This is a genomic window from Candidatus Reidiella endopervernicosa (genome assembly GCF_013343005.1).
GTDB lineage: Bacteria > Pseudomonadota > Gammaproteobacteria.
Map to the genome: position 1 here is coordinate 2,178,934 of NZ_CP054491.1, position 24,309 is coordinate 2,203,242.

21 protein-coding genes and 2 pseudogenes are annotated in these 24,309 nt (G+C 51.1%); 17 read left to right on the top strand and 6 right to left on the bottom strand.

Going from position 1 to position 24,309, the window contains the following annotated elements; translation table 11 throughout:
* The first annotated feature begins 217 nt into the window (after positions 1–217).
* On the top strand, positions 218–694 hold the full coding sequence (locus HUE57_RS12135) for a chemotaxis protein CheW (protein WP_236725774.1): 477 nt from the start codon (positions 218–220) through the stop codon (positions 692–694).
* Positions 695–733: 39 nt separating this feature from the next.
* A complete protein-coding gene (locus HUE57_RS12140) occupies positions 734–1,330 on the top strand; it encodes a chemotaxis protein CheW (RefSeq protein ID WP_174673275.1) in 597 nt (198 codons plus the stop codon).
* On the opposite strand, the gene HUE57_RS12145 is transcribed toward HUE57_RS12140, so the two are convergent.
* Positions 1,232–1,567 carry a hypothetical protein gene (locus HUE57_RS12145; RefSeq protein WP_174673276.1) on the bottom strand — a complete coding sequence of 112 codons (336 nt, stop codon included), beginning with the start codon at positions 1,565–1,567 and terminating at the stop codon, positions 1,232–1,234. The genes HUE57_RS12140 and HUE57_RS12145 overlap by 99 nt on opposite strands.
* On the opposite strand from HUE57_RS12145, the gene HUE57_RS12150 reads away from it, so the two are divergent.
* Positions 1,556–1,909 (top strand): response regulator, encoded by a 354-nt coding sequence (locus tag HUE57_RS12150; RefSeq protein WP_174673277.1) that lies wholly within the window; start codon positions 1,556–1,558, stop codon positions 1,907–1,909. The genes HUE57_RS12145 and HUE57_RS12150 overlap by 12 nt on opposite strands.
* 154 nt (positions 1,910–2,063) lie before the next feature.
* The gene (gene galE, locus HUE57_RS12155) at positions 2,064–3,041 is read left to right on the top strand and encodes a UDP-glucose 4-epimerase GalE (protein ID WP_078484914.1); all 978 of its coding nucleotides are present in this window, start codon (positions 2,064–2,066) and stop codon (positions 3,039–3,041) included.
* A 6-nt stretch (positions 3,042–3,047) separates the two neighbouring features.
* Here galE and HUE57_RS12160 read toward each other — a convergent pair whose 3' ends face one another.
* From HUE57_RS12160 to HUE57_RS12180, 5 genes and pseudogenes are all read right to left on the bottom strand, one after another.
* Entirely contained in the window at positions 3,048–4,136 is a 1,089-nt protein-coding gene (locus HUE57_RS12160; RefSeq protein WP_236860720.1) for a putative bifunctional diguanylate cyclase/phosphodiesterase, read from the bottom strand.
* On the bottom strand, positions 4,090–6,561 hold the full coding sequence (locus HUE57_RS12165; RefSeq protein ID WP_174673279.1) for a PAS domain S-box protein: 2,472 nt from the start codon (positions 6,559–6,561) through the stop codon (positions 4,090–4,092). The genes HUE57_RS12160 and HUE57_RS12165 overlap by 47 nt, the downstream gene beginning before the upstream one ends.
* A pseudogene (locus tag HUE57_RS20330) lies at positions 6,558–7,533 on the bottom strand (cytochrome-c peroxidase). The gene HUE57_RS12165 and the pseudogene HUE57_RS20330 overlap by 4 nt, the downstream one beginning before the upstream one ends.
* A 152-nt stretch (positions 7,534–7,685) precedes the next feature.
* The gene (locus HUE57_RS12175) at positions 7,686–7,892 is read right to left on the bottom strand and encodes a hypothetical protein (RefSeq protein WP_174673177.1); all 207 of its coding nucleotides are present in this window, start codon (positions 7,890–7,892) and stop codon (positions 7,686–7,688) included.
* 119 nt (positions 7,893–8,011) lie between these two features.
* Positions 8,012–9,814, bottom strand: a complete 1,803-nt coding sequence (locus HUE57_RS12180) for a methyl-accepting chemotaxis protein (RefSeq protein ID WP_174673280.1) — start codon at positions 9,812–9,814, stop codon at positions 8,012–8,014.
* A gap of 567 nt (positions 9,815–10,381) precedes the next feature.
* Between HUE57_RS12180 and HUE57_RS12185 the strand changes: the two genes are divergently transcribed.
* The 13 genes and pseudogenes from HUE57_RS12185 to HUE57_RS12245 all read left to right on the top strand — a co-directional run bounded on the left by HUE57_RS12185 (position 10,382) and on the right by HUE57_RS12245 (position 24,188).
* The gene (locus HUE57_RS12185) at positions 10,382–11,218 is read left to right on the top strand and encodes a ParA family protein (protein WP_174673281.1); all 837 of its coding nucleotides are present in this window, start codon (positions 10,382–10,384) and stop codon (positions 11,216–11,218) included.
* A 197-nt stretch (positions 11,219–11,415) separates the two neighbouring features.
* Entirely contained in the window at positions 11,416–11,907 is a 492-nt protein-coding gene (locus tag HUE57_RS12190) for an STAS domain-containing protein (protein ID WP_078484908.1), read from the top strand.
* Between the two features lie 218 nt (positions 11,908–12,125).
* A complete protein-coding gene (locus HUE57_RS12195) occupies positions 12,126–12,470 on the top strand; it encodes a response regulator (RefSeq protein WP_269087670.1) in 345 nt (114 codons plus the stop codon).
* A 68-nt stretch (positions 12,471–12,538) separates the two neighbouring features.
* A pseudogene (locus HUE57_RS20595) lies at positions 12,539–14,462 on the top strand (chemotaxis protein CheA).
* Between the two features lie 40 nt (positions 14,463–14,502).
* Positions 14,503–15,066, top strand: coding sequence for a chemotaxis protein CheW (locus HUE57_RS12205; RefSeq protein ID WP_078484906.1), 564 nt, complete (start codon positions 14,503–14,505; stop codon positions 15,064–15,066).
* A 76-nt stretch (positions 15,067–15,142) separates the two neighbouring features.
* Positions 15,143–17,158, top strand: a complete 2,016-nt coding sequence (locus HUE57_RS19685) for a methyl-accepting chemotaxis protein (protein ID WP_201790708.1) — start codon at positions 15,143–15,145, stop codon at positions 17,156–17,158.
* 33 nt (positions 17,159–17,191) lie between these two features.
* Positions 17,192–18,859: a methyl-accepting chemotaxis protein gene (locus HUE57_RS12215; RefSeq protein WP_174673282.1), complete on the top strand. Its 1,668-nt coding sequence runs from the start codon at positions 17,192–17,194 to the stop codon at positions 18,857–18,859.
* A 106-nt stretch (positions 18,860–18,965) separates the two neighbouring features.
* Entirely contained in the window at positions 18,966–19,838 is an 873-nt protein-coding gene (locus tag HUE57_RS12220; RefSeq protein ID WP_236860588.1) for a CheR family methyltransferase, read from the top strand.
* Entirely contained in the window at positions 19,838–20,491 is a 654-nt protein-coding gene (gene cheD, locus HUE57_RS12225; RefSeq protein ID WP_174673283.1) for a chemoreceptor glutamine deamidase CheD, read from the top strand. The genes HUE57_RS12220 and cheD overlap by 1 nt, the downstream gene beginning before the upstream one ends.
* Positions 20,492–20,536: 45 nt before the next feature.
* Complete coding sequence (locus HUE57_RS12230) at positions 20,537–21,637, top strand: protein-glutamate methylesterase/protein-glutamine glutaminase (protein ID WP_078483623.1); 1,101 nt, start codon at positions 20,537–20,539, stop codon at positions 21,635–21,637.
* Between the two features lie 102 nt (positions 21,638–21,739).
* Positions 21,740–22,960, top strand: a complete 1,221-nt coding sequence (locus HUE57_RS12235; RefSeq protein WP_172840268.1) for a methyl-accepting chemotaxis protein — start codon at positions 21,740–21,742, stop codon at positions 22,958–22,960.
* A 34-nt stretch (positions 22,961–22,994) separates the two neighbouring features.
* Positions 22,995–23,366 carry a response regulator gene (locus tag HUE57_RS12240; RefSeq protein WP_078483621.1) on the top strand — a complete coding sequence of 124 codons (372 nt, stop codon included), beginning with the start codon at positions 22,995–22,997 and terminating at the stop codon, positions 23,364–23,366.
* A 150-nt stretch (positions 23,367–23,516) separates the two neighbouring features.
* The gene (locus tag HUE57_RS12245) at positions 23,517–24,188 is read left to right on the top strand and encodes a GAF domain-containing protein (protein ID WP_174673284.1); all 672 of its coding nucleotides are present in this window, start codon (positions 23,517–23,519) and stop codon (positions 24,186–24,188) included.
* Positions 24,189–24,309: the final 121 nt, after the last annotated feature.

Genomic DNA, 24,309 nt, shown 5'->3' on the forward strand with positions numbered 1-24,309 from the left:
CCGCTCAAACGGACGATGGGTGTTATCGCAATGCTCCGTGGGTGTCTCAGTTTTCTCGAATCAGAGTACTAGCTCTCCACGTCCGAAGGATAAATTGTTGTTGCGATTGGGTGGTGAAGCGCCTTATCTTATGAGGTCTTTAATGAATGCAGGCTCTATCTCACGATGGTCGGAGCGGCAATAACTAAATCTTGAGCTGAGGCGAGGGAGTAGGGCAATGAATCAAATGGTTGAAGCACAGAAGAACCCAATTTCGCGATGGGTGACTTTTCGCTTGGCTGATGAGAGTTACGGCATCGATGTGATGCAGGTGCGTGAAGTGCTACGCAACACTGAAATCTCTCCTGTCCCCGGCGCACCGGGCTATGTACTCGGAATTATCAATCTACGTGGCAATGTTGTTTCAATTATCGATACCCGTACCCGCTTCGGTCTACCGATACATGAGGCGGATGATTCCTCACGTATCCTGATTCTCGAAACTGCAGATACCGTGATCGGTTTCCTGGTCGATAGTGTTAATGATGTGGCTGAGCTTAACGCGGCCGATATTGAGCCTGCTCCCGATACCGGCAGTGGCAACACGGCTAACTACATCAGTGGATTGAGCAATCGTGAAAGTGGTCTGTTAATTCTCCTCGATTCCAACAAGATGTTGACCGAGGAAGAGATGATGGAACTCAACAGCCTCTAACTCTACTAGCAACAGATCTCAATACCCTGCGGAGGTAGGATGGAAGCGGCGAATGAGAATAGATTTGAGTTACTTCTGTTCCATCTCGGTAGCAAACAGCGCTACGGTATCAATGTTCTCAAGGTCAAAGAGGTCATCGGTTGTCCCGAACTGACCCATGTCCCTGAGAGTCATCCCGCTGTACGCGGTGTCTCCCACCTCCGTGGCGAGACGCTCACTATTATCGATCTCTCTCAATCCGTTGGCCTGGCACCACTTCCCGAGAGTGAGGATGTTGATGCCTCAGTCATCGTCTCGGAATTTAACCGTGTCATGATTGGTTTCCTCGTCAGTAAGGTGGATCGAATTGCGGTCTGCGACTGGAAGGATGTTCTTCCTCCGCCCAAAGGGAGTGGGTTGGGTAGTTACATCACGGGTGTGACCGATATCGAAAAGGAGCTGGTGCAGATTCTCGATGTTGAACGCATCATTGGTGAGGTGGTCGGTTCAGAGGTGGTAACAGCGGCCGACCTTAGTCTCGACGGCAACCAGGCTGCGCTACTCGAAGGTAAGCGCATTCTGTCGCTGACCGCCATGGAGAGCGAAGTGAGGGCGGTTAGTCCCGATAGTCGACGCCGTCTGCCTATTCGTAGTTGAGAGCGCGAGCGAACGACGGAGAAGATGCAGCACGGCTTTATGTCGGCGTAGAGTCACTGAGGGAGTTGTGTAGAGCCGCGAAGAGGTGATTACGCAACGTACGCAGGATCGTCGGGGCGCCGCAGGCATAAACGGTCGCGTGAAGTTTTGCTGTTTGCTTGGGCTTGGATGCCCAAAACAAACTTTCGCAAAAATAGCGACTCCCCGGTGATCGACGATTCCCGTATGGCGAGACACCAGATCAACCAAACTCTCAATAGCGTCGGTATTGTCACCATCGAGGCCCAGGATGGGGTTGAGGCACTGAAAAAACTGCGTCAGCTCTCGAGTGATGAGGGTGATAATGGCGCTGGTGTCGATATGATTATCTCCGATATCGAGATGCCGGAGATGGATGGCTATACCTTTACCCGTGAACTCAGAAATGATCCTGAATTCTCCGACAGCTATGTGCTGCTGCACACCTCACTTAACGGTGCGATCAATGAGGATAAGGCGACCACCTGTGGCGCCAACGACATCCTGACCAAGTTTGTTGCCGATGAGCTGATCAAGGCAGTTATCAAGGGACTCTCCTGAGCCTTTAGTACGTTTTACTCATTCCGTTTGTTTGTTGGGCGTCTGACGCGTTGCGTTGGCTTGGCTTGGCCTTGTACTGTGTTGCCCTAACTATCCCGATTATCTCCGCTGTTATAGTGTTGCGTTCCAAATGAATGGATAACGAGTTCTGAGTATGAAGGTTTTAGTCGTCGGTGGAGCCGGATATATCGGCTCGCACATGGTCAAAATGCTGCTTGCAGCGAGCCATCAGGTAGTAACGCTGGATAATCTTTGTAACGGCCATCGCGATGCCGTTGTTGGTGGAGAGTTTGTTGAGGGTGACCTGGGTGATCGCGGTCTGTTAGATACGCTGATGAACCAGCACTCGTTTGATTGTGTGGTGCACTTTGCATCCTTCATCGCTGTCGGGGAGTCGGTTGTTGAACCCGCTGAGTACTATCAGAACAATGTAGCCGCAACGCTGAATCTTCTCGATGCGATGGTGAGCCACGGAGTGAAAGAGCTGGTCTTCTCATCTACTGCCGCTGTCTACGGTGAACCCGAATACTCGCCGATCGATGAAGCACACCCCACAACGCCGATTAACCCCTACGGACGTTCGAAGCTGATGGTTGAGCAGATATTGCAGGATTACGATCGTGCCTACGCTCTGAAATCGATCTCGCTACGCTACTTTAACGCGGCTGGAGCGGATCCAGGGCATCAGTTGGGGGAGCGACATCAACCCGAGACCCACCTGATTCCGTTGGTACTCCAGGCCGCCTCTGGACGACATAAATCGATCCAGCTTTATGGGCGTGATTATGCGACGGATGATGGCACCTGCATTCGTGACTATGTGCATGTGGTTGATCTCTGCAGTGCCCATCTACTGGCGCTCGATTGGCTTAAGGCTGGGAAGGGGAGTGGTGTTTACAATCTCGGTAACGGTAATGGCTACTCTGTTCAGCAGCTGATTGATGCAGCGGTGCGTGTCACGGGGCGTGAGATTCAGATAGAGGATTGCCCGGCGCGTGATGGTGATGCAGCCATACTGGTGGCGGATGCATCGCGGGCTATTACTGAACTCGGTTGGCAGCCAGAATTCAGTGCGCTAGATACTATTATTGAACACGCTTGGCAGTGGGAGTTGCACCACTGGAAGGCCTGATAGTCTTTAAGCTGCTGCACCCTGTTTGAGGTAGCCGAGCAGGTTCTCTGCGGCGAGGGGACGACTATAGTAGAAGCCCTGGATCATGTCGCAGTTGTGCTGTCGTAGGAATTTAAGCTGTCCCTCGGTCTCAACACCTTCAGCTACCACATTGATATTGAAACTTTCGGCAAGGCCGATAATCGCCTTCACCAGAGTGGCGTCATCGTGGTCGTGGGTGACGTCCTGAACAAAACCCTTGTCGATCTTGATGATGTTGACTGGGAAACGTTTCAGATAGCTGAGTGATGAGAAGCCGGTGCCAAAATCGTCGACCGAGAGTTTCACGCCGGTCTGCTTGATGGTGTTGAGCCAGAGCAGTGTCTCTTCGGTATCGTCAAGCAGCAGCCCTTCGGTGATTTCAAGTGTCAGCAGAGTAGGTTCGAGTCCGACCTCATTCAGCATCGTTACGATTTTCTCCGAACTCAATCCGGCCTTGATCTGCCGAGAAGAGAGATTGACGGAGATGCCGACCGGGTAGCCGTTCAAGCTCCACTGTTTGGCCTGAGCGCAGGCGTTTTCCAGTACCCACCAGCCGAGCTGGTTGATCAAGCCAGACTCCTCTGCAAGCGAAATAAAGCGATCGGGTGGTATCAGACCATGCTCTGGATGTTGCCAGCGTACTAGTGCCTCGGCATGAACCGTCTGTTCATTTACGGTATCGACAATTGGTTGGTATTCGAGGAAGAACTCATTGCGCTCAAGACCTGCGCGCATATCTTTCTCCAGCTGCATGCGCTCGAATACCTGCTCGTTCATAGTAAAGGTGAAGAAGCGGTAGTCATTGCGTCCCGCATCTTTGGCGCGATACATCGCCATGTCGGCATTACGGATCAGATCATCAGCATCAGAGGCATCATCGGGGTAGAGGGTAATACCGATACTTGCACCAATGAAGGTTTCATTACCCTCGAGAATGAACGGTTCAGAAATCTTGTTGATGATCTTCTGTGCCACGGCGGCAGCATCGTCACTATGGTTGATCCCTTGCAGAATTACGGTGAACTCATCACCGCCGAGTCGCGCAACGGTATCCGCCTCGCGTACGCAGTCGATTAAACGCTCGGCGACCTGCGCTGACCGCCATGGATAGCGAAGCGAAGGCGGTTAGTCCGCGATAGTCGACGCCGTCTGCATATTCGTAGTTGAGAGCGCGAGCGGACGACGAAGAAGATGCAGCAGCGGCTTTATGTCGGCGTAGAGTCACTGAGGGAGTTGTGTAGAGCCGCGAAGAGGTGATTACGCGACGAACGCAGGACGGTCGGGGCGCCGTAGGCATAAATGGTCGCGTTAAGTTTTGCTGTTTGCTTGGGCTTGGATGCCCAAAACAAACTTTCGCAAAAATAGCGACTCCCGATTTCAGCAGATCATCGCCGACGGCGTGTCCCAGAGTATCGTTGACGATCTTGAAGTGATCGAGGTCGATGAAGAGCAGCGCCGAGGTCCATCCCTCACGGTGGGCGTTGCTGATGGCCGATGAGAGGCGATCACGGAACAGGGTGCGGTTAGGCAGACCGGTGATGGCATCGTAATTGGCCTGCCAGCGGATCTTCTCTTCGGCGTTTTTGCGCTGGGTGATATCGCTGAAGATGGCGATGTGCTCAATAACATTGCCTTCATCATCTTTGATCACCGAGAGTGAGAGCCACTCGGGGTAGACCTCGCCCGATTTGCTTCGGTTCCAGATCTCACCCTCCCAGTACCCCTTCTCCTGCAGCTGTACCCACATCTCATTGTAAAACTCGGGACCGTGCTGTCCGGAGTTGAGTAGGTTGGGGTTTTTACCGATCACCTCTTCACTGCGATAACCGGTGATTTTTGTGAAACTCGGGTTAACCGCCATGATCTGGTTGTCGGCGTTGGTAACGACAATACCTTCGTTGCTGGTATTAAATACTGCAGCAGCGATTCGAAGCTGCTCCTCAACCTGTTTACGCTCGGTGATATCCTCTTTGACCGCCAGATAGTTGGTGATCTCACCATTTTTATCCCGGATGCCTGAGATTGATGCGAACTCCCAGTAAAGGTCGCCGTTTTTGTGTTTGTTGAGGAACTCACCACGCCATTCGCCACCAGAGTCGATCGTCTTCCACATCTGCTTATACTCTTCACTACTGGTCTTGCCAGATTTGAGAATGCGTGGATTCTGTCCGATGATCTCTTCTTCGCTATAGCCAGTCAGTTCGACGAACTTGGGATTTACATATTCGATGTTGCCTTTGGTATCGGTGACCAAGATTGAGGCAGGACTCTGTTCAACCGCCTGTGACAGACCGTAGAGCTTACGCTCCATCTCGATGCGCTCGGTGATATCGACATAGACACTTGCGATGCCACCCGTTGAGATGGTGCTGCTGTTAACCAGATAGTGGCAGTTATTGACCAGAATTTCGCTACCACCAACCTCACTGCTACTGTTGAGCAGCAGGTCATTGAGCATGCTGCTGTTGGCGGCATAATCGCCACGTTCCAGATAGTGTTCTGCCAGCTCCGTCTGACTCACACCGAGCTGAAGCAGATCGGCAGATTCACCAAAAAGTTCAGCATATTGGCGATTCCAGAGTACCAGGCGATTGTCGTCATCGAACAGGACAAAGGCTTCAGAGATGCTCTCCAGGGCGTCGTGCAGCTGGCGATTGGCGCTGTCGCTTGCGGCACGGGCTATGCGTATCTGATAGAGGGTGTAGGTAAGCCCGGCAATCAGACTCAGTACCAGTACGATCAGTATCTGACTGATGGTGTAGAAGTGCTCTGATTGAGACTTGTAGAAGCTTTCGTAACGACTACGTACCTGTGCCAACAGCTGGCTGCTGGGGAGTTGGTCATAGTCGATGATCAGGGAAGATATTTGTTCACGATGTTTTATGTTGGCTGTGAGATGGAGCAGGATGCTGCTGCGTAGCTTGTGAAGGCTCTCTGTCCATACCGGCACCTTTAAATCCTTGATTAGCTGCTCCAGACGCTGCTGGTGATCGCTGCTGGGAAATAGGTTGTAGTTGAGAAAGGCGCCGAGCAGGTGTGTGCCAAAGTCAGAGGTGCTGAATTTGGTCTCAGTGTGCAGTTCATCAATGAGTCCTGGCAGATACTGGAGCGAGTTCCTGAGCAGTGCCGCCTCCAGCTTTATTCGTTCGAGAATCTCGCTTTTAAGTTGACTGCTCTCGAGAAACTGATCTATCTGGGAATCAAAGCGCTTGTCGATAATGCCGCGTAGTCCGACATCAGTTGAACCGATCAGTTTGCGGTTGGCTCGAATCTGGCTAACGGTTTCAACAACTGAGTCGTAGTGGTGTGGGCGCAGGGTAAGAATGCGCTGCACATCACGGTCGAGCTGGGTATTGAGCTGATTGGCACGCTGAAGCAGCTCCATCCTGGCGGTGTACTCTTCACTGGCAAGGTTCTGTTGCATCAGGAAGTGTCCCGCCATGACAATCGAGAGCAGGAGCAGTATTGCAGCTATGGTGATGAAACGTTCCTGTTTCACTGCTCAGGCACCTCGTAGGGCTTGCCCACCAGTGAGTGTAGAAAGTCGATAATCAGCGCGGTGTCCTGGTCGGAAATCTCCCGGCCAAGTTGATATCGAGCCATGGTGCTGACGGCCTCTTCAAGGGTGGCAATGGAACCGTCGTGGAAGTAGGGGGCGCTTTTTACCGCGAGCCTTAGACTTGGTACTTTGAAAGCGTGGCGGTCAGCCTCATTTCCGGTTACAGAGAAGCGACCCAGATCACTCTCATCCTCTACTTTAGTGAAGTAGAGGTCCATCGCCCCCATGCGGCTATACATATTGCCACCGACATTCACTCCCTGGTGGCAGGCGATACAGCCATACGATTTGAATAGACGATAACCCTCTAGGGCTCGTTTCGGTATTGCCGATTCCTCACCTCTGAGGTAGCGATCAAATGGCGCATCAACTGTTACCAGCGAGCGTTCGTAGGTGGCAATGGCGTCAACGATATTGTCAGATGTAATGAAGTCGCTATAGATCTGATTGAATTTACTGGCGTAGGCAGCATCGTCACGAAGTTTGATCAGTACCTCATTCCAGGTGGAGCCCATCTCAATGGGATTGTGACCGGCCTGCTGCCTGCTCCTCCAGTGTGTCCGCACGCATTCCAAAATTGTGAGACATTGAATCGGCTATTAAAACGGTAGGGGCGTTAACGGTTCCTGTTGCGCCACCGACCCCTAGCGTCGAAACCGCTGTCCCATCAATACCCGCACTATCGATGATGTGACAGGTGGCACAACTGGTGGAGTTGTCTTTGGAGAGACGTCTGTCGTGGAAGAGCTGTTTGCCGAGCGCTATCTTTTCGATCTCAAGATCGCTGAATACAGGGTGGGGAACGGGGGTAATGGGCTCTGCAAGCGGATTGGCAGATAGGCTAGCAGGAAGAAGGAGTGCTAGGAGAAAGGTGACTAGAAATTGTACGCGATCTTCTACACTGCGTAGCATTGATGTGACCCGGATGAAATAAAACGTCGCAAGCTGTGGGCGACTCCACACTCCTTAATATTTGGCGATGAGTTAATCATCGTCAATCCATTCGCTGACCGCCATGGAGAGCGAAGTGAGGGCGGTTAGTCCGGATAGTCGACGCCGTCTGCCTATTCGTAGTTGAGAGCGCGAGCGGACGACGAAGAAGATGCAGCAGCGGCTTTATGTCGGCGTAGAGTCACTGAGGGAGTTGTGTAGAGCCGCGAAGAGGTGATTACGCAACGTACGCAGGACGGTCGGGGCGCCGTAGGCATAAACGGTCGCGTTAAGTATTTGCCGCTTGCTTGGGCTTGGATGCCCAAAACAAGCTTCCGCAAAATAGCGACTCCCGGAGCCAATACTAATATTAAAGGCGATCTAAGGCAATAATTTTCCTTGGATATATTGTGGTTGTCAGTGGTCTGTTGAACGCGGGAGCAACTCGAATGTGCGCTAGTTAGAATAGTTCGATATCACCTGAGTCGTCATCGACAAGATCGGGCTTGGAAGAGGCCTGAGGGGCCGGTCTATTCTTTTCTTGAAAGGCATTACTCGGTGTGGAGGCTACCGGCTCAATACTGATCAGATTAGAGAGTTCAATGTCATTGCTGATGTTGAATGATGAGAGTGAGGTGTTAAGTTGCGCGACCAGTTCGTTTAGCTCAGAACCGAGCGATTCCATTGAGATGGCGTTGTTTTCAGATTGTTTCGTGGTCATGGTCAGATTGACCGTATTGTTGTTGATCTCGGTTGTGATAGATGACTGATGTCCAACTGCTTCATATATCTGCTGGTTCATCTCAGCGATTTGACGGTTTGCGGTGTCGATCTCCTGAAGTTCTGAGGCCACCTCGATGACCTTGGTGAGTGCTTCACTGGTGTGTTCACGATTACCGTTCAGAGCCTGTTGTGTGTCGTCGGCGTTATTTTTCAGCTCATCAATGATGGTGTTGATCTGCTGGGTGGAGTCCTGAGTGCGCACAGCAAGATTGCGTACCTCATCAGCAACGACGGCAAAACCACGTCCATTTTCTCCCGCTCGTGCAGCTTCGATCGCGGCATTGAGGGCTAGCAGGTTGGTCTGGCCAGCGATCTTGTTGATCACCTCAAGAACGATACTGATGTCGTTTACGCTGCCCGCAAAGCGCTCCATTTTCTCAACGGTTTCGCCCGCTTCGTGATCAAGGCGCTGCATGAAACTCTTGGTCTCCTGCATGATCGAAAGACCCTTCTCACTCCGACCGTAGGCAGTGGTTGCCTGCTCAGTTGCACTTTGGGTGTTCTCCCCAATGGTATCGGTGTCCTGCTTGAGCGCCTGGATTCGGCTGGTCACCTCATTGACTTCAGCCTCTTGTCCAATCAGTCCGGCGCGGGTCTGTGCAGCGTTGCTATAGAGTGTTTTCGCTGCACTATCGAGCAGTACACCGACACCCATGATCTGGACCAGGGTTGAGCGGATCTGTTCGGTTAGTTTGTTGTAGTCACGAGCCAGTTTTCCTGCTTCACCAGAGCCGACGGGTAGTTTTTGATTTAGATCCCCAGAGCCAGAGACAACGGCATCCATCGATTCATTCAGGTCGTGAAGTGGACGGATCACAACTCTGCTAAAGAGCAGGCCGATGATGATAGAGATGGGGAGAATGACGATCTGAACGATATACATGACCAACATGCTGGAATTGAAGCTATTGGAGATCACGTCCCTTTGGTTATCTGTGATTTCATCGAACTCAGTCGCCATGGGATGAAGAATAGCCTCCAGTTGTTTCTCTCCCTCATTAAGGCGTTCTACAAATGTTGTTAGTGAACTGTCGGACTGTCTGTTTTCGAGCGCCTGACTAAACTCAATCGCGGTCTTGGTCATAACGAGTAGGGCACTATTGAGATTGCTCTGGTATGTCGCGACTCGTGCTGCGACTTCAGCATTACTCTCTTTCAATGCCTGGTACTTACTATTGAATAGCTGGTGGTGTCTGTCGACCTCCTCAAGAAGGCTGTCGCATCCCTGACAGAGTGTATTGGTAAGAGTGCCGTAATAGAGACGAGAAGAGAGGTCGGAGGTTGTGTGGGTGATCCACATCACCTCATCGTCCATACCGTAGACGTAATCAGCCGTGGTGATCTCTTCGAGTGTGCTGCTGTTCCAGAGATGTCCCGCCGTAACTAAGGCGGCTAGCAGCAGATTGGCACCGATGATCAGCAGCAGTAGATAGCGCTGAATGCTCTTTGCTTCGCCTAACCAGCGTGATAGTCGTTTCACTTTAACTCACCCGTGTTTAGAATGGCTCTAACTGCTACCTGTTAACCTAGACAAACGTTGTATGCAGATAACCGCAGATAACACCCTGTATTTGTAATTATGAGCTGGTCGGCAGCAAATTGCTGTTCCGCAATACAACCAGCTTTGAGTGCTTCTGCCAGACTATACCATTTCAATTGTATATGTCGGACCGTTTAGCTCGATTCTTTAATTGTCATGATCAAACTTAATAAGCTCCCACCATTTTCGTGTGAATGGGGCTGTGATGTGAAGGCAATGGGCGGCGTGAGGGATTCTCGGTCGAGTTGTTGGAGGGTGAAACGTCGAATTGTTTGTGTGATATCGAGATTTTCGTAAGCCGTCTCGACGTTTTAGTGCCATCTCGCTGGATCGATTGTATCGGTGTTCTCTTCGCTTCCGATCGTGCAGTGAGCGTTGTCATGGAGATGAACGCGACTCTGCTATCAATGGCATACGAAATACTGTACTTTTTCGCTCAGAGGTCGATAGTAATTTAGAACAGTTGGCTGAGTAGTCGACGCGGGGCTTAGCGGTTTACAACAATAAATGAGAGTTATCGCAGTCATTAACCAGAAGGGCGGGGTTGCCAAGACAACAACAACCGCCAATCTTGCCTCTGCGCTTGCGAGAAGTGGCAAGCGTGTGACGGTGATCGATCTCGATCCACAGGGACATCTGGCCACCTATCTGGGTGTCAATGAACGTAGGTTGGCGGGCGTTGATAGGCTGTTGCTGGCTGACGAGTCTCTCTCCTCCGTCACTATGGATGTAAGAGACAATCTCACCCTCGTTCCTGCCGGCTCCAATCTCGATGCCGTGGAGCAGATGACCAACGGACGACTGGCCAAGAGTAAACTGCTTAAGCAGGTAATTAATGAGTCACTGACAGATCAGGACTATGTCCTGATGGATTGTCCGCCTGCATCCGGCTTGCTCGATATATTTGCCCTCTATGCAGCCAAAGAAGTGTTAATTCCGGTCAATGGCGACCATCTTTCGCTTCATGGCCTCTCACATTTCATTGGTACCCTAAAGAAGGTCGAGTCGGTGCTGGGACACAAGATTCCTCTTCATATCGCACTGACTCGCTTCCATCCACGAAGGCGTTTGGCTCGTGATGTGATGCAGAAACTGCTCGAGTACTTCCCAGGGCGGGTTCTGGCGACACCTGTAAGGGAGACCGCTGCGCTTGCAGAGTGCCCAAGTTTTGGTAACCGGGAGTCGCTATTTTTGCGAAAGTTTGTTTTGGGCATCCAAGCCCAAGCAAACAGCAAAACTTCACGCGACCGTTTATGCCTGCGGCGCCCGACCGTCCTGCGTTCGTTGCGTAATCACCTCTTCGCGGCTCTACACAACTCCCTCAGTGACTCTACGCCGACATAAAGCCGCTGCTGCATCTTCTCCGTCGTTCGCTCGCGCTCTCAACTACGAATAGGCAGACGGCGTCGACTATCGGGGACTAACCGCCCTCACTTCGCTCTCCATGGCGGTCAGCGAACGATATTTGAGTATCGACCAAGAAGTGTCGGTGCTAATGACTACAGGCAGCTCGCTCAAGATCTTGAGCTGGGGAGAACGATGTGATTGATGATGAACAGGATATGGTCGGGTTCGACCCACTGGCCTGGCTTAAGGAAGACGATGAAGAGATTATCGAGGTCGATGTGAGCGGGGAGCCGGCAACCGATGAGCAGGCGGTTGTCGACAATGATAGTAGCAGTGACGAGATCCTCGAAGAGGCGCCGCAGTCTGAGAAAGATGCTGCGACTTCTGCAGAAGAAGTACCGGCGGCAACGGAGGAGAGAGACGATATGATCGATCTAGGTGATAACCTGCATATCTCGGGGGTTGCGGAGCTACATGAGAGGCTCAAAAAGGCGATTGCAGAGGGCGATGTGATTCTCGATGCTTCGCGAGTCGAAGCAGCCGACGGCGCAGCATTGCAGTTACTTTGCGGACTGATGCAAGAGGCCGCAAAGCGGGAGTTGAAGGTGGAGTGGCGCGGTGTTCCAGATACACTGCGGGAATCCGCTCAACTACTTGGTATAGATCAAGAAATCTGGCCTTCATAGGCAGGTGTTGTGCTGCAGAACCGTTAAGATTGATTCAGAATATTGATTACCACACATTTCATTGGGTATGGGGTATGGTAGGCCAACAAATAGAACAATAAATAGTCGAGTAGCGGGTGCTACACCTTTGGTTTTCAATCGGCTTTCATAGCGAATGTGCGGAGACCAGCCCGTTACCGATTTTCAAGAGATAACTAAACCGCAAGTGTTAAGGGTGAGTGGATGATTCGGCATCAATGAGACAGATGGTCTCTTTTAGCCTCAAAGGGGCTGGTCATACTGTGATTGAGGCAGGAGATGGTGAACAGGCGTTGGATTTAGCGCAAAAGAGCAGGGTTGACCTGGTGCTTACCGACGTGAACATGCCAATAATGGACGGGATAACGTTGATCAAGAATCTACGTGCCCTGCCGAACTATAAGTTTACGCCAATGCTGATGTTGACTACCGAGTCAGGTGCAGACAAAAAAGCAGAAGGCAAGGCCGCTGGTGCAACGGGTTGGATTGTTAAGCCCTTCAATCCTGATCAGTTGCTGGCAACGATCAGCAAGGTATTGAGGTAAGAACATTGACCGATCTCTCACAGTTTCTGCAGACCTTCTATGAAGAGAGTTTTGAAGGGCTGGAGATTATGGAGACAGGCCTGCTCAACCTCGATATCGGTGCTGCCGATGCGGAAGAGATAAACACCATCTTTCGCGCAGCGCACTCGATCAAGGGCGGGAGTGCGACCTTTGGTCTGGGGGATGTGGCCGAATTTACCCATCTCATGGAGACGCTACTCGATGAGCTTAGAGATAGAAGGCGTGAGGTCTCCCAACCGGTTGTCGAACTGCTTCTCCAGTCTGTCGACTGTTTGAGCGATATGCTCAATGCAAATAAGAGTGACGAGCCACTCGATCAGCAACGTATAGGTGCTCTACAGAAAGAGCTCGAGACAATGCTTGGTGGTGAAAGCGAGAGTGCCGTTCAGGAGAGCGCGGAAACCGTCACGGAGGCTGGGTCGGTTGGCGTATCGTATTTAAACCCGACACAAATTTCTATTTTACGGTAACGACCCACTACGCATCCTTAATGAGCTCGGTGAGCTTGGGGATATGAAAGTGAGCGCCGAGCTATCCACGCTACCTCCTTTTGATGAGATGAGTCCCGAAAGAGCTATCTCAGCTGGATAATCGAGCTCTCCGAAGGTGTGGAGCGTGCAGCGATTGATGAGGCATTTGCCTGGGTCGAGGATGATTGTGAGCTTCAGATCACACCGATCGGAGCTGAATCCGCGGCTGAAGAGTCATCCACAAGTGAGCCAGATCGCTGCGCCGGTTGTTCAATCGGCTGCAGATCTGGTGGATAGAAACAAAGGTTGATCAAGCCAACCGCGAAAACCCAAAAGACCACCGAGAGCACATCGATACGCGTCAATATTGATAAGGTGGATCAGATCATCAATCTTGTTGGTGAATTAGTCATAACCAGTCGATGCTTAGCACGCTGGGTGAGAACTGATATGGGCCAACTTCACCTGCTGCGTGATGGTTTGGCTCAACTAGAACGCAATACTCGTGAGCTGCAGGAAGATGTCATGCGCATGCGCATGTTACCGATTAGCTTCACCTTCAACCGTTTCCCCGTCTGGTGCACGATCTCAGTAGCAAGCTGGGTAAAAGGTCGAGTTGGTTATGTCGGGTGAAGGCACTGAACTCGACAAGACTCTGATCGAAAACTCAGTGACCCGTTAGTTCATCTGGTACGTAACAGTCTCGACCACGGTATCGAAGAAGCCCGAGGATCGTGTGGCTGCAGGCAAGAGTGATACCGGCACCATCTGGCTTAACGCCTACCATAAGGGCGGCAATATTGTCATCGAGGTTAAGGATGATGGTCGTGGTATCAATACCGACAAGATCCTGGCGAAGGCGATCAGAAGTGGTCTGGTCAGTGCCGACGATGAGCTCACCCATAATCAGATCTGCGAGCTGATCTTCCACCCCGGCTTATCTACGGCTGAGGTGGTGAGTGATGTCTCAGGGCGCGGCGTGGGAATGGACGTTGTGCGCCGGAATATCCATAGTCTTGGTGGTGGTGTCGAGATTACTTCTGAACTGGGTGTCGGTTCCTGCATTACGGTACGACTGCCACTGACCCTGGCGATTCTCGATGGTCAGACAGTGGCTGTGGGTAAGGAGCATTACATCGTACCGCTGGTCTCGATTATCGAGTCGATTCAGATCAAGCCAGGCACGGTGCGGAGCGTGGGCGGTAGAGGTGAGACTTTCGAGCTACGTGGAGAGTACCTACCCATCATCAGACTCTCCGATGTGTTTAGCGTCGAGACCAAGGTGAGGGAATTAACCGAAGGTCTGCTGGTGGTTGTAGAGGGTGACGGCAAACAGGTTGGTCTCTTTGTTGACGATCTACTGGGTCAGCAGCAGGTTGTGATCAAGTCACTTGAAGCAAACTACAAGAAAGTGGACGGCCTGTCGGGCGCAACTATTCTGGGTGATGGGTCAGTGGCACTGATTCTCGATATCCCCAGTCTGATACGAATCTCGTACTAAACCAGGTCGCACAAGAAAGAAGTGATCCGAGGAGAAGAGGATGGCATCGAATAATAAAGAATTAACAGCCGGTGCAGGCCGTCAGGAACTTGCCCAGCAGATTTCTGGTGAACTCGCACACGGCTCGACGGGAGATCAGTATCTCACCTTCGTTCTTGGAGAAGAGTCGTATGGCGTCGATATTTTAAGGGTGCAGGAGATAAAAGGGTGGACTCCAGTCACGCGTATTCCTAACAGTCCTGATTATCTGCGTGGCGTGCTTAATCTGCGAGGCACGATAGTACCGATTATCGATCTACGCATGCGTTTCAACATGGATAACGTTGAATACACTCCCGTCACGGTAGTGATCGTCGTGTCGGTCAGGAGTGAGACACGAGAGCGCATTATTGGAATGGTGGTTGATGCGGTCTCCGATGTGTTGAGTGTTTCTGCAGAAGATATCCGCGAGACCCCGGACTTTGGCGGTGCGGTGAGTACAGAATATATACGGGGATTGGCATCTGTTGCCGATCAGATGGTAATGCTGCTCGATATAGACAAGATGTTGACCGAAGGTGAACTGAAGAGTCTGGCGGCTGTTTCAGATGTTGTAGCAGAATAATAAAACGAGTGACCAAGGGGTTTTTTTAATAATGAAATTTCTCAATAATTTATCGATCAGATTAAAGATTCTGATCATGCTGGTGGCGCCCGTTATCGGACTGCTCTACTTCTCGATTATCAGTGTCATGGACAAGAGTGATGTGGTTGCTGAGATGGAGTCGGTGGAACCATTGGCTCAATTGGCCGTCAAGGTCAGCGCACTGGTACATGAGACGCAGAAGGAGCGCGGTGCAACAGCCGGTTTCCTGGGCAGCAAAGGCACCAAGTTTGTTACTGAATTACCAGCACAGAGAAATAATACTGATCAGAAACGAAATGAGCTGAATCAGTTCCTGAAAGCGTTCAACAAGGGCGCATACGGTGGGGGATTTGAAAATGGTCTGAATGATGTGCTGAATCGTCTGGGACAGATCGATTCGATCCGCTCATCGGTTAGTGCTCAGACCATCAAGGGTGGTGATGCGATTGGCTACTACACCGGTATCAATGGTCAGTTCCTTAATCTGATTGGTGAGATGACGGCGCTCTCGGATAACGGTGTTATCAGTCGCAATATTGCTGCATACGTCAATTTTCTGCTGGGCAAGGAACGAGCCGGTATCGAACGTGCAGTCCTTGCAGGAACCTTCGCTGCTGATGCATTTGGCCCCGGAGCTCACGCCAAGTTTAGCCGTCTGGTGACCGAACAGGACACCTATGCCAACGTATTCCTCTCTCTGGCAACCGATGAGGCAAAACAGTCTTATAAAGAGGCGATGGGTGACTCTTCAGTGGCTGAAGTTGTACGCATGCGAAAAGTTGCCAATGCGAATGCACAGAGCGGCGGTTTTGGCATCGACTCTGTCTTCTGGTTCAAGACTCAAACGGCAAAGATCAATCAGCTGAAGAAGGTTGAAGACTGGTTGTCTGAATCATTGATTGAACAGGTTGGTGAGTTGCGTGGTCAGGCAAGTACAGCCCAGATGTTCTATCTGATTCTAGCAATCGTTGCGGTTGGTATGGCACTGCTACTTTCAGTATTGATGTCCAGAAACATTACGGGTGCACTGGGACAGGCACTTAATGCCCTGGAGGATATAGCGCAGGGTGAGGGTGACCTGACCAGCCGTCTCGATGCAACGGGGCGTGATGAGATCGCTCAGCTGGCGGGTGCCTTCAATCTATTTGTCGAGAAAATTGAGAGTATCGTCAGTCAGATTCGTCAGATGTCTGAATCTATTCAGACGGCAACGGGTGAGATAGCTGCCGGTAATACCGATCTCAGTGCTCGTACAGAGGAGCAGGCCTCTAGTCTTGAAGAGACCGCCTCAAGCATGGAAGAGATGACCTCGACCGTTAAACAGAATGCTGATAATGCTCGACAGGCCAACCAGCTGGCAGCCAGTGCGCGTGACCAGGCGAGTGAAGGTGGTGAGGTGGTTGGAAGTGCCGTTAACGCAATGGCAGAGATCAACACCTCTAGTCGAAAGATTGCCGATATCATAAGTGTTATTGACGAGATCGCCTTTCAGACCAATTTGTTGGCGCTTAATGCAGCCGTCGAGGCAGCGCGAGCTGGCGAGCAGGGACGTGGCTTCGCGGTAGTGGCGGGTGAGGTGCGTACGCTTGCACAACGCAGTGCTGAGGCCGCGAAAGAGATCAAGAACCTGATTGAAGATAGCGTTTCTAAGGTTGATCAAGGTTCTGCCTTGGTTGATCAGTCGGGCAAGACGCTTGAGGAGATTGTTACTTCTGTGAAGAAGGTGACCGATATTGTCTCCGAAATTGCGGCTGCAAGCTCTGAGCAGGCCTCTGGAATCGATCAGATCAACAACGCTATTACTCAGATGGATGATGTAACGCAACAAAATGCAGCACTTGTGGAAGAGGCAGCTGCAGCCAGTAAATCCATGGAAGATGAGGCACACGGCCTGGCTAGTCTGGTTGGTCAGTTCAAGGTTAGTGAGTCATTTGTACAAGAGGCGCCAGTGGCACCTCGAGAACGCACCGTTCAGCGTTCACGACCAGCGGCTCGACCCGCACCATCTCGCAAGCCTGCAGCCCGTGCGCCGCAGGCAGCAGAAAGTGATGATGAGTGGGAAGAGTTTTAACGTCTTAACGACGACAAAACTGGAGATAGAGAGATGAGAAACGTGTCAATTAAAGCAAGATTAATTGCGACGCTGCTTCTACTTAGTGTGCTCATGGTCGTTATTGGCTACATGGGGCTTCACGGCATGGGGGAAAACATTGCTGGGCTTGAGAGTGTTTACAAGGATCGAGTCGTTCCGTTAAAGGACCTCAAGGTTATCGCAGATGAGTACGCGGTAAATGTCGTTGATACTGCTCACAAGGTCCGCAATGGCAACATCTCTCCTGATCAAGGTGTCAGGAATGTTCAATCTGCAGCCTCCACTATCAATTCAACCTGGGAGGCCTACCTCGGAACAGTCCTGGTTGAGGATGAGGAGCGACTGGTTGCTGAGATCAAACCGCTCAAGGTGATAGCCGATGAACATCTCGATGAGCTGATCGACTTTCTCAATCGTAACGATATGGAAGGGCTGTCGCAGTGGACAATCAGTGACCTGTATGACGGCATCGATCCTATATCAGAGAAGTTTGGTGAATTGATAGCTGTACAACTTGTTGTGGCAAAGCAAGTTTACGATGACGAGATTGTCGCTTATGAAGCTACTCGTAACTTTGCCATTGGACTGATAGTACTCGGTCTGTTGGCAGCCTTAACCGTGGGCTGGATACTGGTTCGAGCAATCACCAAACCGCTTGGTATTGCTATTGAGGCCGCAGATGCGATCGCCAACGGTGATCTGACCAGAAACGTTGATGTGGTCAGCACCGATGAGACAGGACAGCTGTTGAGTGCGCTCAAGACCATGAACGAGAAACTGCACAGTGTGGTCAGTGAAGTACGAGAAGGCACCGATGTTATCGCTTCGGCCTCAAATGAAATCGCCATGGGTAACACCGATCTCAGTGCGCGTACCGAGGAACAGGCCTCCAGCCTGGAGGAGACTGCCTCCAGTATGGAAGAGATGACCTCAACGGTTAAACAGAATGCCGATAATGCCCGCCAGGCAAATCAGCTGGCTGCCAGCGCACGTGACCAGGCATCTGAAGGTGGAGAGGTCGTAGGAAACGCTGTCGCCGCGATGGCAGAGATCAACACCGCGAGTAAGAAGATTGCCGATATCATCAGCGTCATTGATGAGATCGCTTTCCAGACCAACCTGTTAGCACTGAATGCAGCGGTTGAGGCAGCACGTGCCGGAGAGCAGGGGCGAGGCTTCGCAGTAGTCGCCGGTGAGGTACGAACATTGGCGCAGCGAAGTGCCGAAGCCGCTAAAGAGATTAAGATCCTCATTGAAGACAGCGTTAACAAGGTGGAGCAGGGCTCTGCACTTGTTGATGAGTCGGGTAGAACCCTTGAGGGTATTGTCGATTCGGTGAAGAAGGTGACCGATATAGTCTCTGAGATTGCTGCGGCAAGTTCAGAACAGGCCTCAGGCATCGATCAGATCAATAACGCGATTACACAGATGGATGATGTAACCCAACAGAATGCCGCATTGGTAGAAGAGGCAGCAGCGGCAAGTAAGTCGATGGAGGATCAAGCCAGCAACCTGATCAGCCAGGTTTCATTCTTCAATGTTGGCGGCCATGCCGCATCACGCCCCAAGGCTCAAAATCGTCCCACATCGCGACCAGCAAAACGTGCTCCTGCTCCGAGAAGCCAGACAGAACCTGCTGCCGCTAAAGCCGACTCTGATGATGAGTGGGAGGAGTTTTAGTACAACCGTATCGGGGTTCGGATATGGCCGGTCAAGGCCATATTGAGAGCGATCTTCAGTTTTTTTCTGGTTAGATAGTTGATCTACCAGTAGCAGGTGATCCAGCTTGGCTTCAATTGCCACTAATAGAGCTGCGGATGGAAAGGAGTTCGGTTTTACTGACCAGAATTTCCATGCTATCCAGCAATTGGTCGGGGAACGGACTGGGATTGTTCTCTCCGATGCTAAACGCGATATGGTCTACAGCCGGCTGGTTCGGCGGCTTAGGCAGTTGGGTCATGATAGTTTCGATAGCTATCTCGAGATGTTGGGAAGTGACCCAGGCGATGAGATGGGGCACTTTATCAATGCGATCACTACCAATCTCACCTCCTTTTTTCGTGAGAACCATCATTTCGAATTCCTGAGAGAGACATTGCTACCGGCCTTGCTGGAGGCGCACAAAATAACGCGTCGTATACGTATCTGGTCGGCGGGTTGTTCGACAGGCGAAGAGCCCTATTCGATTGCCATGACGGTGCGTGAGTTGATCCCTGAAAGTAGCGGCTGGGATATCAAAATATTAGCAACTGACCTGGACTCGAATGTAGTAGCAACGGCCAAACGAGGGGTTTATAGCGAAGATCGAATAAGTGGTATCCCGAAACAGAGACTCAAACGCTGGTTTCTAAGAGGTAAGGGTGAGAAGAGCGATCAGGTGCGTGTGCGAAGTGAGCTGCGCGACATGATCTCTTTTCGCCAACTCAACCTACTTCACGACTGGCCCTTCAAGGGGCCTTTGGATTTTATCTTTTGCCGTAACGTGGTTATTTACTTCAACAAGGATACCCAGCGCAAACTGTTTGATCGTTATAGCAGGGTGCTCGCCGAGGATGGACACCTTTTCGTGGGCCACTCTGAATCGCTATATAAAGTGACAGACCGCTTTCACCTGCTCGGTAACACGATTTACCAGAAGGCAGAGGAGAGTAAGGGGTAATGCATGAAAACTACTCCACTACCAGCTCTCCCCGAATGCCACGTTCACTGCCAGGATTCGAGGATGTCAAACGCTATTGGGATAAGACCAACGATATTTTTTCAGCAAAGATATTGCCGGGTGAATTCTATGTAACGGCCAATGATGAGCTGATTACCACCGTGCTCGGTTCATGTGTCTCCGTATGTATACGTGATCGGATCTTTGGCATCGGGGGTATGAACCACTTTATGTTACCGCACGATAATTCGGGGACCGGCTCGTGGGTCGCAAGCGATAATGTCAGCGTCTCTACTCGCTATGGTACCTATGCGATGGAGCACATGATCAACGAAATACTCAAGAACGGTGGCAATCGGAAGAATTTTGAGGTCAAGGTCTTCGGTGGTGGCCGTATTCTGGCCAACATGACTGACGTGGGAATTAAGAATATCAACTTTATTCATCACTTTTTACAGACCGAGTGTCTGGATATATTGTCCGAGGATGTGGGGGATATATATCCACGCAAAGTCGTCTTTTTCCCCAAAACAGGCAAAGCACGAGTTAAGAAACTGAAATCGCTGCATAACGATACGATCATCAAGCGTGAAGAGGCGTATATACACGATATCGATACACAGCCTATTACAGGCGAAGTGGAGTTGTTCTGACGTTATGGCCACCTCGTATCACAATAGAAATGAGTTTGAAAAAGTATGATCAAGGTCTTGATAGTCGACGATTCAGCGTTAATTCGTCAGGTGCTGAGAGAGATATTGGATGCTGATCCTGAGATTGAAGTGGTCGGAGCGGCAGTTGATCCCTATGACGCACGCGACAAAATCAAGGCGCTTAATCCCGATGTTTTGACGCTTGATGTAGAGATGCCGCGCATGGATGGCATTACCTTTCTCAAAAACTTGATGCGCTTAAGACCCATGCCGGTCGTCATGATTTCAACCCTGACCGAGCAGGGTGCGAGCGTGACCCTACAGGCGCTGGAGTTTGGTGCGGTCGATTTCATCAGTAAGCCGAAGCTGGACGTTTCTCAATCGATCGCAGAGTACGCTGAGGTGATTGTTGAGAAGGTTAAGGCGGCTGCTAGTGCCTCAATGCTGGTGCTTGGTCGGGCATCAAGAGAGACTAAGCCGCAGGGCGCAGCAGGGCAAGCACAGAGGCATATTAGGTCACTCGCAGCGGGTGCGGCGTATCAAGCAACGCATCGTTTGATCGCGATCGGCGCATCTACCGGTGGTACTGAGGCGATCAAAGAGGTGTTGGAGGTGATGCCGGCCGATGCCCCCGGAACAGTGATTACTCAGCATATTCCTGCCATGTTCAGTAAATCCTTCTCAGAACGGCTAGATTCACTCTCGGCGATGAAGGTCAAAGAGGCAGAGAATGGTGATTATGTATTACCGGGTCACGCCTTCGTTGCACCCGGCGACTACCATATGGAGGTTAATCGAGATGGCGCAAGGTATGTGATTAGCCTCAATCAGAGTGACCCCGTAAACCGTCATCGTCCGGCCGTCGATGTGATGATGAATTCTGTGGCACGCAATGTGGGTAGTAACGCCATTGGCGTGATACTGACAGGCATGGGTGCTGATGGTGCTGCTGCAGGCATGCGTCAGATGCATGATGCGGGTGCGCCTACCATCGCTCAGGATGAGAAGAGTTGTGTGGTTTGGGGAATGCCTAAGGAGGCGGTCAACAAGGGAGGTGTCGATTTTGTGCTGCCGTTGAACAAGGTGGCGGACAAACTCCTTGATCTGGCTGCAGAAGTACCCAAATCGGCCGATAGAAATGGGTAACAGTAAATCGGCTTCGGACCGCGGATCAGCGGATCAGCGGATCAGCGGATCAGCGGCGAGTCGTGGCAGGACGTCACACTTAAATGTATGCAAGGCGATACGATGATTGATCGGATAAAAAAGCTATTCACCACGCACTGGATTGAGAGTCTGGTTACATTACTGATTCTATTGCTACAGCCATTCCTGTCTGACATGGATGTGCCCTCATATGTTTCTGTCGTACTGCTGGCACTTACCTGGATAGTTGGGGCCTTTCTTCGCATCGAGATTGAGGTGGAAGAGGATGACTCACCCGATATGAATGGAGTTGCCAGCCTGGAGGCGGAGTTTGTACAGCTACAGAATTCAACCGAGCTCGAGGTGAAACAGCAGTTCGACCATATCCTCATTGAGTTATCCCAGGTGCGTGATCTGCAGGGCAATGCCATAGCCGATCTGGTCACCAGCTTTACCGGTCTTGAGGCCGATGCACGTCGCCAGACCGAGATGGTGCATGAACTGATAGAGCGTATGTCGAACCATGGCGATGATGGCGCTAGTGTTAAGCAGTTTATCGATGATTCACAAGAGCTGATCAATGAGTTTGTCGACAACATCACAGCAATGAGTGCATACAGCATGGAGCTGGTTGAGACGATGAATTTGATGAAGACGCAGATTGATAAAGTCGACCACCTATTGGGAGAGATTGACGGTATCAGTTCACAGACTGATCTGTTGGCACTCAACGCAGCCATTGAAGCTGCACGTGCAGGTGAAGCAGGACGCGGATTTGCTGTGGTGGCCGATGAGGTCCGTTCGCTATCATCCAGAAGTCGGCAGTTCTCCAACCAGATCCGCGAGCAGTTTGCGGTTGCCAAGGGGACGATGGATAAAGGTGCGGGCATTGTTGGCAGAATGGCATCCAAAGACATGAGTATGTCGATGAACTCTCAGGACCACATCGGTGAGATGATGAGTGAGATCGGAACGCTGAATGACTATGTCTCAGATCACCTCAGTTCAGTCTCCTCAATCTCTGAAAGTATTAGCCAAAATGTGGGCGTGGCCGTTCGCTCGTTGCAGTTTGAGGATATGACCAAGCAACTTGTCGATCATATGGAAAACCGAATCTCCGCATTACAGGAGTTTCTCGATATGGTTAAAGAGCTGCGTAATGATCTTGCGACATCAAAGTCGTCCCACGGTGTGTCACGTTTTGATGAGCATGCCGAGCGGCTACGCAGGGTGTTGCAGAAAGAGCACGGTACATTCGACAATACAAAACACAAGGCCATCGACCAGCAGAGCATGGACGATGGTGATATCGAACTGTTTTGATTGAAATGGTATCAGCGGCAATTGATGGTGGGCTATGGCAAAAATTCTAATCGTTGATGATGAAGAGCCCGTAAGGGCTATGCTACGCGATATGCTTGAGGTTCATGAGCATGAGGTGGAAGAGGCCGTTGATGGACGTGATGCCATTGAGTGTTATCGGCGTGGCCACTTCGATATGGTTATCACTGATCTGGTCATGCCCGATATGAATGGTCTCGATCTGATTATGGCGCTGCGAGAAGAGAAGAAGGATGTAAAGATTCTGGCGATCTCAGGGGGCGGCGGGATTGTCGGAAGGTTTGACTATCTACCCATTGCCAAACTCATTGGTGCCGAATCCATTTTGAAAAAACCGTTCGATCTGCAGCAATTCAGCAGTAGCGTGGCGAAGATACTTGATGCGTAGTGCTCTGCGATAGTTCACCCGTTCATTACTCAATGTATACCAAGACTTTCTCTTCCACCCCCCACTCTGACCATACCGATCCCGATCGGCTACCTTAATTGATGGTCATTAATAGTGGTCGATAACATAACCGAAAGTGGAAATCGTGCGTTGCAGACACTAAGTGCCTGCAATGAGGCAGTCATCCGTTCTAAAACTGAGGCTGAACTGTTTAGCAATATCTGTGAGGTTATCACCCATAGTGGTGGCTATCGCATGGCATGGGTAGGTACCGTTCAACACGATATCAATAAATCTATCTTGCCTGTGGCAAAGTCGGGGTTTGAGGATGGCTATCTTGAGAGTGCGAACCTTACCTGGGCCGAATATGCTCGTGGTCAGGGACCGGGTGGGTTAGCGATTCGGAACCTTCAACCCGCCATCATCAGGGACGTGCAGACAGATGAGCGGTTTGCACCGTGGCGTGAGCAGGCGACATCACGCGGTTACGCCTCAGTAATAGGTCTACCGTTGATTGAGGAGGGCGTAGCCTTTGGTGTCTTATTAATCTACGCCTCTGAGAACGATGCCTTTGATAGTGATGAGGTCTCACTCCTGGTGCGCCTTAGTGACAATCTGGCCTTTGGCGTAACGGCGATAAGAAATCGGCTTGAGCGACGTACTACGGAGCAGGCGCTAAAGGCGAGTGAAGAGAGCCTCAGAGAGACTCAACATATCACCCACCTGGGTAGCTGGGTCTGGTCCAAACAGACCAGTGAGATGCGTTGGTCCGATGAGATTTTCCTGATCTTCGGCTTTTTACCGGTCTCTATCAAACGCTGACCGCCATGGATAGCGAAGTGAGGGCGGTTAGTCCCCGATAGTCGACGCCGTCTGCCTATTCGTAGTTGAGAGCGCGAGCGAACGACGAAGAAGATGCAGCAGCGGCTTTATGTCGGCGTAG